General features: G+C 71.4%; 12 protein-coding genes and 1 pseudogene. 5 read left to right on the top strand and 8 right to left on the bottom strand.

The window, feature by feature from the left end; genetic code table 11:
• Positions 1-219: 219 nt before the first annotated feature.
• From VS93_RS24795 to VS93_RS29550, 3 genes are read right to left on the bottom strand one after another with little or no spacing between them, the layout of a single operon-like run.
• Positions 220-462, bottom strand: coding sequence for a hypothetical protein (locus VS93_RS24795; RefSeq protein WP_046472275.1), 243 nt, complete (start codon positions 460-462; stop codon positions 220-222).
• Positions 459-659 (bottom strand): helix-turn-helix domain-containing protein, encoded by a 201-nt coding sequence (locus tag VS93_RS24790; RefSeq protein WP_046472274.1) that lies wholly within the window; start codon positions 657-659, stop codon positions 459-461. The genes VS93_RS24795 and VS93_RS24790 overlap by 4 nt, the downstream gene beginning before the upstream one ends.
• Positions 656-829, bottom strand: a complete 174-nt coding sequence (locus tag VS93_RS29550) for a hypothetical protein (RefSeq protein WP_156185007.1) — start codon at positions 827-829, stop codon at positions 656-658. Before VS93_RS29550 ends, VS93_RS24790 begins: the two co-directional genes overlap by 4 nt.
• A gap of 146 nt (positions 830-975) precedes the next feature.
• On the opposite strand from VS93_RS29550, the gene VS93_RS24785 reads away from it, so the two are divergent.
• Positions 976-1,797, top strand: a complete 822-nt coding sequence (locus tag VS93_RS24785; RefSeq protein WP_046472273.1) for a helix-turn-helix domain-containing protein — start codon at positions 976-978, stop codon at positions 1,795-1,797.
• A 23-nt stretch (positions 1,798-1,820) separates the two neighbouring features.
• Positions 1,821-2,360, top strand: a complete 540-nt coding sequence (gene cyaB, locus VS93_RS24780) for a class IV adenylate cyclase (protein WP_046472272.1) — start codon at positions 1,821-1,823, stop codon at positions 2,358-2,360.
• 93 nt (positions 2,361-2,453) lie between these two features.
• Here the strand turns inward: cyaB and VS93_RS24775 are convergent, their stop codons facing one another.
• The 3 genes from VS93_RS24775 to VS93_RS24765 all read right to left on the bottom strand — a co-directional run bounded on the left by VS93_RS24775 (position 2,454) and on the right by VS93_RS24765 (position 3,855).
• Positions 2,454-2,690 (bottom strand): hypothetical protein, encoded by a 237-nt coding sequence (locus VS93_RS24775; protein WP_046472271.1) that lies wholly within the window; start codon positions 2,688-2,690, stop codon positions 2,454-2,456.
• A gap of 39 nt (positions 2,691-2,729) precedes the next feature.
• Positions 2,730-2,981, bottom strand: a complete 252-nt coding sequence (locus VS93_RS24770) for an SAM-dependent methyltransferase (protein WP_046472270.1) — start codon at positions 2,979-2,981, stop codon at positions 2,730-2,732.
• Between the two features lie 202 nt (positions 2,982-3,183).
• Positions 3,184-3,855, bottom strand: a complete 672-nt coding sequence (locus tag VS93_RS24765) for a TetR/AcrR family transcriptional regulator (protein WP_046472269.1) — start codon at positions 3,853-3,855, stop codon at positions 3,184-3,186.
• 609 nt (positions 3,856-4,464) lie between these two features.
• Here VS93_RS24765 and VS93_RS27350 point away from each other — a divergent pair.
• Entirely contained in the window at positions 4,465-6,507 is a 2,043-nt protein-coding gene (locus tag VS93_RS27350) for a WD40 repeat domain-containing serine/threonine protein kinase (RefSeq protein WP_052745975.1), read from the top strand.
• A 43-nt stretch (positions 6,508-6,550) separates the two neighbouring features.
• Here the strand turns inward: VS93_RS27350 and VS93_RS24755 are convergent, their stop codons facing one another.
• Both VS93_RS24755 and VS93_RS24750 read right to left on the bottom strand, forming a co-directional pair.
• Positions 6,551-7,234 (bottom strand): response regulator, encoded by a 684-nt coding sequence (locus VS93_RS24755; RefSeq protein WP_046472268.1) that lies wholly within the window; start codon positions 7,232-7,234, stop codon positions 6,551-6,553.
• A 147-nt stretch (positions 7,235-7,381) separates the two neighbouring features.
• Positions 7,382-8,596 (bottom strand): sensor histidine kinase, encoded by a 1,215-nt coding sequence (locus VS93_RS24750; RefSeq protein ID WP_338022795.1) that lies wholly within the window; start codon positions 8,594-8,596, stop codon positions 7,382-7,384.
• 128 nt (positions 8,597-8,724) lie between these two features.
• Here VS93_RS24750 and VS93_RS24745 point away from each other — a divergent pair, with 128 nt between their 5' ends.
• A complete protein-coding gene (locus tag VS93_RS24745) occupies positions 8,725-9,501 on the top strand; it encodes an ABC transporter ATP-binding protein (protein WP_046472267.1) in 777 nt (258 codons plus the stop codon).
• A pseudogene (locus VS93_RS24740) lies at positions 9,486-10,172 on the top strand (hypothetical protein); the annotation flags it as partial. The gene VS93_RS24745 and the pseudogene VS93_RS24740, both read left to right, overlap by 16 nt.

Below are 10,172 nucleotides of genomic sequence, written 5' to 3'. Positions count from 1 at the left end.
TTCCCCACCTGCATCTTAGACATGGGAAGCCCCCGCCGAAGGACGGTTCGGCGGGGGCCGGGGGCCGCCCGGTCTCCGAGGGAGTGAGGGGGCCGGGCGGTTGGGCCGCGCGCCTCCCCCGGGATCTGGACGGGGTAGGAGGCGCGCGGGGTTCTGTGCTCGGTGGCCTGGCCTTACGGCTGCACTTCCGCTGAGTTGTGGTTGGGTCCGGCGTGGGGTTCACATGTGTTCGAGCGGCGATTCCATCCGTTCGAACGGGGATTCCCAGTACAGGGGCGGCCGTCGGGGGCGGTCCGTGGGAACCACCACGCACACGAGCGTGGTGGGGCCGAAAGTGGCGCCCATGACGTCGTTCCCGTCCAGTGTGATCCCGCGCTGTTCAACGGTCACCCCCATGGCGCGCGCCCAGTACCGAAGGGTGTCCATGTCGGAAACCTCGCGGATCTCGCAGACGGTGGTCACTCGCCCGACACCTCCCGTAGGGAGTCGCGCAGCGTGTAGACGTCTCCGGCCCGGAAGTAGCGCCATCCGGTTTTGGGGTTGCGGAGGTAGCGGATGTGTCCCTTGCGCGCCCAGCGCTGCATCGTGGAGGGCGAGATGCCCAGGATCTTCGCCGCTTCGCCGTTGCTGACGTAGTTGTCCGGGTCGGTGTCGTTCACGCCGCGACCACCACCGTGGGGACGATGCCGACAAGGCGGTCGGCCACGGCGCGTCGCTGTCGCCGGGCGATCCAGGCGGCACGCAACCGCCGGTCTTCCCGCTGGTGCTGCTCCACTATGCGCAGGTATGGGCGGATCCGCGCGCTTCGGCGCGATGGCAGGATGGACATGTCATCAACTCCCACGTAGTTGGTGGCCGCGCCCCCGGACGGTTGCCTCCGTCGCGGGGGTCTCTTGCTTCTGTCGACGCTGCCTGTCCTGGCCAGGTACGGCTATCCCGCCGTAGGGATCTCACGGTGAGATATACGCTGTCGGCATGACTGCCCTCTTTGCGCTCCCAGAACGGGTGTGGCGCGACGAAGAAACACGCGCGATGCTGCGAACACGCGATGTGGCCGCCCTGTTTGGTCTCGCCCGTAGCCATGGCGCGTCACAATCACGGATCGCTGCGGCGATTGGGACAACGCAGGCGCGAGTATCAGAGATCGTCAATGGCGCCCGCGTGGTGACTTCACTGGAAGTGTTCGAGCGGATCGCCGAAGGACTCGACATGCCCGACGACGCGCGGGTTCTGCTCGGACTCGCCCCCAAGCATCCGGCTGGGCTCGACCACCTCGGTCCGGCCGGACGCGCCGAGATCCTACGCGTCTACCCATCGCAGTTAGCCGCCGCCGCTGAGATCCGTGCTGAAGCTTCACAGACGAAGACGATCGACATCCTTGCCGTGCGTGGTCTTGGCATCATCGGGTTGAATGATTCGCTGCTGCGCGGCTCGGTACGCGATGGCCGGACGCTGCTGCGCGTCCTATTGCTCGACCCGGAGTCATCGGCAGCAGAACGGCGGGCGAACGAGATCGGGGAGTCGGTTGAGGCGTTCACCGCTGGTATCCGGCTTGCGCTCGCCCGGCTCCAGGAACTCGCTGAGGACGGACCGATCGAGGTGTACGTGTATCCGACCCTGCCCGTGTGGCGAGTGATCGCCCTGGACGAGGCCATGTACGTGTCAGCGTTCGGCGACGAGTGGGAAGGGCATGAATCGGCCATGTACAAGCTCGCGCCAACGCCATACGGTGCGCTACATCGCGGAATCCGGCGCCAGCTGGAGGAGGTGCGCCGGGCCGCACGTCGCCTGGTCTGACCGAGTACCGGAAGGGAAAGCACGTGCCGATCGAAGCGGAGTTGAAGGCGCGGGTACGCGACGTCAGGGGAGTGAAGGAACGGCTCCGAGAATTCGCTGCAGAGCAGGTCGCTGTCTACCGGGACACGTACTATGACCGCCCCGGTAGGGAACTCACCAGTGAGGGGCGGGAACTACGCGTCCGCGTCGTCGAGCGGGACACTGAACGGCGAGTGCTGCTCACCTACAAGACGCCGGTCGTCGATGACGAAAGCGGGTCAAAACCGGAGGACGAGACGCGTGTGGGCTCGCCCGAAGTTCTCGACACGATCTTGCGCGGACTCGGCTTTGAACACCTCGTCAAGCTCGTCAAGCACTGCGCGAACTACACGTTCACCGTCGACGGGAGGGAATGCACGGCGACACTGGTCACCGTGCCGGAACTCGACGGGACGTTTCTAGAGGTCGAAACCCTCGTCGACGACAACGAACTAACCGATGGCCTCGCTACGGTTCGCCGCGTGCTCTCCGACCTCGGTATCGGTGACGACGACCTGACCACCGAGCAGTACACCGACGCGTGATGGCGAAGCGAATCTAACCAGCTTAGGGCCGCTCGTCACCGCGCACAGTAAAGGGCCGCCCCAACCGGGACGGCCCTTCGCTGTGCCTGCCGTCTACTGGTAGGTGACGAGTTCTCCGCAGGACGAGGTGAACGCCCCCACCGGGCGGGCGGTGTGGATGGTGAGGCCGTTCAGCGCGCCGTGCTCGCGGAGCTGGCCGCGGTGGGCATCGCAGGCGTAGAGGGCAACGTCCAGACTGCCGTGTGCGAGGCCGTCTCGGAGGTTGTAGCCCTCGATGCGGTAGACGGTGGTCTCGGCGCAGTCGTGGACGTCGGTGAACGTGATGGCCATGGGGCGCCCCTTCGGGTCGTGAGGCGCCCCTGGAACCCCTTAGAAAGTGGGTTGGTCCAGGAACTGGCGGATGCCCGCCTCGGCGACGAGGTAGCGCACCGCCCGGTAGAGGAACAGCCGGTTCTGCCGGGCGATGTCGGTCATCTCCGGGAACACCCGGTGCACCGCGAGGACGAACTCCCGGTCGATGGCGTAGTTGTCCTTGCTGCCCAGTGCCCAGCCGTAGGCGCGCGCCGGTGTGGGGCGGTCGACGGGGAAGTCGGGCGGGAACGGGGAGTCGTTCTCGGACATGTGGGCCCTCCCTCATCGATCTCTTGTTCGCTGGTTGTGCCACCGGGCGTGCGGCAGGAGTCAGGGGCGATGCCGTGGGGTTCCGGCGCCGGCCGGTCCGGACGCGGGAGGGGCGGTGGTCCGCGCGGGGCAGGGACGCGAGGAACGGCAGTGAACAACACGCGGTCCACCCGGGGTGCGGTTCACGGTAAATGTGGCCGGATCAGGACGGATCGGCATCCTTATCGGGAGCGCCGGCGGTGTCCAGCCGGGTGAGCAGGGCGTCGATGACCGTGCGGGTCACGGCCGCCATGTCGACGGCGTCGGGGTCCAGCAGCCACTGCGCCTGGAGCCCGTCCAGCACTGCGACGACGGCGGTGGCGGCGTCGCGCACCTCCCGCGGGACCCGGTCGCCGGACTCGGCCGGCTCCTCTGCTCCGGCCCTTCCGTGCGCGGAGTCCAGCCGGTCGAGGATCGCCAGTTCAACCTCACCGCGCAGTTCCCGGTAGCGGTTGCGGAACCACGTCCGCGCGGGGTGGCCGTCGGTGGTGCTCTCGGTGGAGAGCACCGCGTAGAGCCGGGTGGTCTCCGGGTGGGCGGCGCTGCGCTCGGCCGTGCTGACCAGGTGGTCGAGCAGCCGTTCGTCCTTGGGCGGCGGGTCGGCGCTGTCGCGCAGTTCCAGGACCGCGGTGAGCAGGCCGGTCTTGGAACCGAAGTGGTGCAGGATCCCGGCCGGCGTGATGCCGAGCGTCGCGGCGATGTCGGTCAGTGAGGCGTTGTGGAAGCCCTGGGCGGCGAAGACGTCCGCGGCCGCCCGCAGGATCTCCTCGCGCCGGTTGGTCCGCCCGCGCGATACGCTCGCGCGCTTGTCCCGTGCCGGGGCAGGCTTGCTCATGCCGTGCTCCACTTCCTTGTCGGGCCGCGCCGGTCAGCCCCCGTACCGCCGGAGCGCCTGGAAAGTCCCGCTTGGTTGTACGTTCGACATCCAGGTACCAGGCGCTGGAGAGGAGCGCTGCGAGGCGAGAGGGCGCAGGGTGCGATATGCCACCCCGTACGGCCGCACTCCCCCTGCGCGGCTTTCCGCCCGCCGCACCACGGTGATCGTGGAGGGCGCCGGCGGATAACGGCTCCACGTCAGCGCGGTCGGCGGCGCCGCCGACCTCCGTCGGCTGCGCCAGGCGCGAGCGGCCGCCGGACCGGCGTAAGCGGAAAAACCGTACGATTGCCCGTATATTGCTGTCAGCCTCCTCTGGGGTATTCCCCGATCCCGGTGGCTCCCACCTCTTCTGTACGCCTCCCGGAGTTTTTCTGTGCTTCCCCCGAACCGCACCGACCCGCGGACGGCCGGCTCCTGCGGGACGCCGGTCCGTGCCGGCGAATGCGGTCTGGGACGCGCCCGCCGGGGGGCTTCCCGCTCGGGGCGGCTGCGAGAACGGCGTGCTGGAGGCCGCGATCTACGCCTGAGCCCCGTACTTCCCCGCTGTGAAGAAACGGACAGCCCACCATGAAACCCCTGACCACTACGGATCCCGCGACACTCGGCCGCTACACGCTGCTCGCTCGGCTCGGTACGGGCGGCATGGGGGTGGTCTACCTGGGGCGCTCCTCGGACGACCAGCTCGTCGCGATCAAGGTCATCCGCGACGACCACGGCGCCGACCGCGATTACCGGCGCCGTTTCGCCCGGGAGGCCCAGACCGCCCAGCAGGTGAGCGGGTACTTCAGCGCCTCCATTGTCGAGGCGGAGGCTCGCGGTGAGCCGCTGTGGGTGGCCCAGGAGTACATCCCCGGGCCGTCCTTGGGGGAGGTGGTGCGCAAGCAGGGCCCCCTGCCCCCGCGGTCCCTGCACCGGCTGGCGCTGGGACTGGCCGACGCGGTGCGGTCCATCCACGCCGTCGGCCTGGTCCACCGCGGCCTCACCCCCGGGAACGTGCTGCTGGAGGCGGACGGCCCGCGGGTCACCGGTTTCGGCCTGGCCCGTACCGAGCGCCCGGAGGGAGTGGTCCGCACCGGCCAGATCGTGGGCACGCCCGAGTACATGTCGCCGGAGCAGGCGAACGCGGAACTGGTCTCCTTCCCGGCCGACGTCTTCGCTCTGGGCAGCGTGCTGGCGTTCGCCGCCACCGGACGCCCCCCGTTCGGCGAGGGGGAACCGACCGCGGTGCTCCGCCGGATCATGTCCAACGAGCCCGACCTGCCGGGGGTCAGCGAGCCGTTCTGCGGCGTGGTCGCCGCCTGCCTGGCCAAGAACCCGGTCGAGCGCCCCACCGCCGAGAAGGTGGTCTCCCGCGTCTCGGCCATCGGCGGCGACACCTCCGAGTGGCTGCCCGAGTGGGTGCGGCACGAGGTGGCCTCCGTCCAGCACACCAGCATGTCCTTCCTGTCGGGAGGGCGATCGCTGCAGGACAGGCGGCGCCGGTGGCCTCTGGCCGCCGCCGCGGTCTCGGCCGCTCTGGTCCTCGGCGTCGGGACACTGGCGGCCGTGCGCTACCTCCCCTTCGAGGCGGCCTCGGAGCTGGCGCAGGCCGACCCCGGGGAACAGGCGCAGGCCCCGGAGAGCATCGCCACGACCGACCTGACCGCTGACGACCTCGGCGATCCGGGCGCCGTCATCTCCGACCCCGCCGGCCGTGCGCTCTCCGACGTGGCGTTCTCCTCCGACGGGGAGCAGGTCGCCGCCGTAGGGCCCGCCGCGCTCCAGTTCTGGCGGCTGAACGACCAGCTACTGGACGAGGACATGGTCCTTCCGGTCGGTGACGGCGCGCAGGCGGTCGACTATTCACCCGACCCGCAGGGCCCGATCGAGGCGTACGCGGCCGCGGGCATGTCGGAGAGCGGGGAGGTGCTTCTTCCCTCGGACCAGGAGGACGGCATCCTTCCGGCCGCCTCCGAGGGCATCGCCATCACCGATGTGGTGTTCAGCCCGGACGGCGGCCGGCTCGCCACGGTCGACGCCTCGGACCAGGTCGCGACCTGGGACATGGAATCCCTGGAACAAGTCACCTCGATGTCCGCGGGAGAGGGGAACGGGGGCGCCGGGCCGCGGGTTTCGTGGGCGCCGGACGGCTCCTACCTGGTCACGACAGGGAAAGAGGCACCGGTGCTCGCCGACCCCGAAACCGGGGACGCCATCGAGACGCTCCCGGCCCGCGACACCGTCCACGGCGTGGCGGTCAGCCCGGACGGTACCTCCATCGCGACCACGGGTGCCGATGGCGCGGTGGAGCTGTGGGATGCCGAGACGAGAGCGCGGTACGCGACCCTGTCCGGCGGCGAGGACCAGGTCATCCAGGTGGACTACAGCGAGGACGGGGCCCTGATCGCCACATTGGACGCCGGCGACTCTGAGGAGAGCGAGGCGGAGGAGCCGAAGGAGCGGCCGTTCCCCGGCGAGACCGTCCGGCTGTGGAACGCCGCCGAGCAGGAGCAGATCGGCACCCTCGACGCGGGCAACGACTCCGCCCCTCTGGGACTGGCCTTCGGCCCGGACGACAGACTCGCCGTCAGCTACCAGAACGGCGACATCGCCCTGTGGGACCTGTCGTAGAAAGGCGCGCGGCGGCCGGAGCGAGCGGGGTGGCCGCCGCGGCTCAATCGGAGTCCAGGGCGTCGTGGGTCAGCAGCGCGAGCTGAATCCTGCCGGTGAGGTCCAGTTTGGCCAGAGCGCTGGAGACGTGGGCCTTGACCGAGCCGACCGACATGAACAGGCGCTCGGCGATCTCGGTGTTGGACAGCCCCGCGGTGACGGCCTCGGCGACCTCCCGTTCGCGCTCCGACAGTAGGGCCAGTCTCTCCCATGCGCGCTGCCGCCCGTCGGAGCGCTGATCGCGGCCGCTCCCGGCGACGTGGTCGATCAGAGAGCGCGCCACACTCGGGGACAGCACCGGTTCTCCGGCGGCGGCGCGGCGCACGGACTCGACGATCCGCTCCGGATCGGTGTGCTTGAGCAGGAACCCGGCCGCGCCCGCGCGCAGCGCCTCCAGCACGGTCGCGTCGCCGTCGAAGGTCGTCAGCACGATGACCTCGGGGCCCCGGCTCTCGCGCGCGGTCAGCGCCCGGGTCGCGGTGATGCCGTCCACGCGGGGCATGCGCACGTCCATGAGGACCACATCGGGTGTGGAGCGCGCGACGGCGTCGGCGACGTCGGCCCCGTCGCCGACCTCGGCCACGACCTCGATGTCGCCCGCACCCTCCAGTATGAGCCGGAGGCCGGTGCACACGAGGGGGTCGTCGTCGACGAGGAGCACCCGGATCGCCGCTGGGGGGTCGCTCATGGGGACACGGTAACCGGGCGAGGGGCCGCGGTGGACCGCCCGGGGGTCACCCGCGCCACGGCAGCCGCGCCGCGAGCCGGAACGAGCCGTCCAGCGGACCGTGCTCCAGGGTGCCGCCGTCGAGCGCGACTCGCTCGGCCAGCCCGGTCAGCCCCGCTCCGGCCCGGGGATCTCGGCGGGTGCGACCCCTACGGGCAGCGGGTTGGTCACGGTCACGTCCAAACCGCTGCGGGGTGTACCGGTCACCTGGACCGTGACCCGCGCGTCCGGGGCGTGCTTGCGCGCGTTGGTCAGCCCTTCCTGGACGGTCCGGTAGGCGGTGCGCTGCACCTGGGGGCGCGGTGCCTCGTTCCCGGTGATCTCGGCGCGGTCCTCGTAGCTGACCCGCTGCCCTGCCCGCGCCGCCTCGTCGACAAGGCGGACGATGTCGGCCAGCCGGGGCTGCGGGGGTGCCGTACCGGCACCGTCCACCGGTCCGGAGGCCTCGCCCGTGTCGGTGGAGCGCAGCACCGCCAGCACCTCGCCGAGCTCGTCGAGGGCCTGGTGGGCGTTGTCCCGGATCACCCGCACGGCCTCGTTGAGTTCGGCCGACTCCAGCGGCGGCGCGGTGCCCTCCTCCGCCCGCGCGGTGCGGTAGGCCAGCGCCCCCGCGTGCACGGAGAGCAGCGACATGCGGTGCGCGAGTACGTCGTGCATCTCCCCCGCGATGCGCTGGCGCTCCTCCCGGCGGGCATGCGCCAGCCGCCGCTCCTGCTCGTCGCGCTCCCGCTCGGCGTCCGTGCGCAGCCGGACCACCAGTTGGCGCCGGGCCCGGATCGCCGTCCCCCACCCGGTGCAGGCGGCGATGAGCAGGGAGGCGAGCGCGAGGAGGAAGAGCGTGTCCGAGCGTGCGGGCGGCAGCAGCACGATCCACGGCAGCCCCGCGGCCAGGCACAGCACCGCGACGGCGGCGGCCTGCCGCCACGGCCGGTGCACCGCCAGGGTGACCAGCGCGACCATCAGCGCCCCGGTTCCGGTGCTGGAGGCGGCCGAGACCGGGATCATCGCCGCCGCGAACGCCAGCGGGAAGCGGCGCCGACACCACACCCCGAGGCAGGCCGCGGCGCCCAGCACGAGGTCCACGCGGACCAGCCAGTCCGGGACGAAGGGGTACTCCCCCGCGGTGTAGTCGCCGAAGACGCCGGCCCACACCAGCACGGCGAACAGGAACAGCAGCACGTCCACCGCCCAGTCGCGGCCGGTACGGCGGGCCGGGGCGCCGCCGTCCAGGGTGGCGAGTTCCGCGAGCAGGAACCACCAGGAGGGCGCCGCCGGTGTGTCCGCGGTGGCGCCCCCTGGGCCGTCCTGGCGCGTCGCGCTCATGGCCAGATCATAGGGACCGTGACCCGCCGGGCGCTTCCGCCACCCGGCCAGGGAGTGATGGCCATCCGGCCGGGAGTGCTGGCCGGGCGGCCGATGCGCCCGGCCGCGCCCGGCGGCAGACTGGCCCCATGAGTACCGCGGACGTGCCGGCGCTGCAGATGGACGCACTGACCAAGACCTTCAACGAGACACCCGCGGCCAACGGGGTGAGCCTCACCGTTCCGCGCGGCAGCCTGCTCGGGCTGGTGGGCCCCAATGGGGCGGGCAAGACGACGTCGCTGTCGATGGCGGTCGGGCTGCTGCGCCCGGACTCCGGGACCGCGCGGGTGCTGGGGGTGGACGTGTGGACCGATCCCGTCCGGGCCAAGGAGCTTTTGGGGGTGCTGCCCGACGGGCTGGCGCTGCCGGAACGCCTCACCGGCGGCGAGCTGCTCACCTACTGGGGCCTGCTGCGCGGCCTCGACCGCGAGGTGACGGAGGCCCGCGCGGCCGAGCTGCTGCGGGTGCTGAAACTGGACGAGGCCGACGCGGACTCGGTGCTGGTCGCCGAGTACTCCACCGGTATGCGCAAGAAGATCGGCCTGGCGACGGCGCTGCTGCACGCGCCCAAGGTGCTGATCCTGGACGAGCCCTACGAGGCGGTGGACCCGGTCTCGGCCCGGGTGCTGACCGGGATCCTGCGGCGCTTCACCGCCGCCGGCGGCACCGTCGTCATCTCCAGCCACGTGATGGCGCTGGTGGAGCAGCTCACCGACCGGGTGGCGATCATCGCCCGGGGCGAGGTCCTCGCCGACGGCGCCCTGGAGGAGGTGCGCGGCGTGGACAGCACCCTGGAGGACACCTTCGCGCGCCTGGTCGGCGAGCGGGAGATCGGAGCGGAGGAGCTGGCATGGCTGGGATCCTGATCGCGCTGAAGTTCGCCATCCTGCGGCACTCCTCGAACGGCATGCGCATCGCGGGACTGGTGGCCGGCGTCGCGGCGGTGGCCGCCACCTGGTACGCGGCCGTGGCGGCCGGTTCGGACGGCGCGCGCCGCGACCTGCTGATGCTGGCCTTCGCGGGCTGGGCGGCGGGCTGGATGCTCGGGCCGATGATCACCAACGGCACCGGGGTGCTGCGCTCGGAGTACTTCGCCCTGCTGCCGGTTCCCCGGCGCCGGCTCGGCGTGCTGCTGCTCACCGTCGTGTTCGTGGGGGTCGGTCCGGTGTTGATCCTGCTCGCGCTGGGCGCGCTCGGCGTGCACGCGGTCGCGCTCGACCCGGTCGCGCTGGCCGCCGCCGTACCGGGGGTGCTGGTGCTGCTGGTGTTCACCGTGACCCTGTCGCGGCTGGTCTTCCGCGCGCTGGGTGCGGCGATGCACTCCCGGCTGGGGGTGGAGATCTCCGCGATCCAGTACGGGCTGCTGGTCTCCGCGATGCTCGCCGGCTGGCTCGCCGTGAACGCGGCCATGGAGGCGGTGGACTCGGTGGTGGCCGAGGGGCTGCCAGACGGCCCCGTGGCCACCTGGCTGGCGGTGCTGCCGACCTCGTGGCCGGTGCTGGCGGTCGAGGCCGCCGCCGGCGGGCACTGGGCGGTG

Source organism: Allosalinactinospora lopnorensis (assembly GCF_000981225.1).
In the GTDB taxonomy this organism is placed as follows: domain Bacteria; phylum Actinomycetota; class Actinomycetes; order Streptosporangiales; family Streptosporangiaceae; genus Allosalinactinospora; species Allosalinactinospora lopnorensis.
Note: the sequence above shows the minus strand (reverse complement) of the source record. Positions and strands in the feature narration are given on the sequence as shown.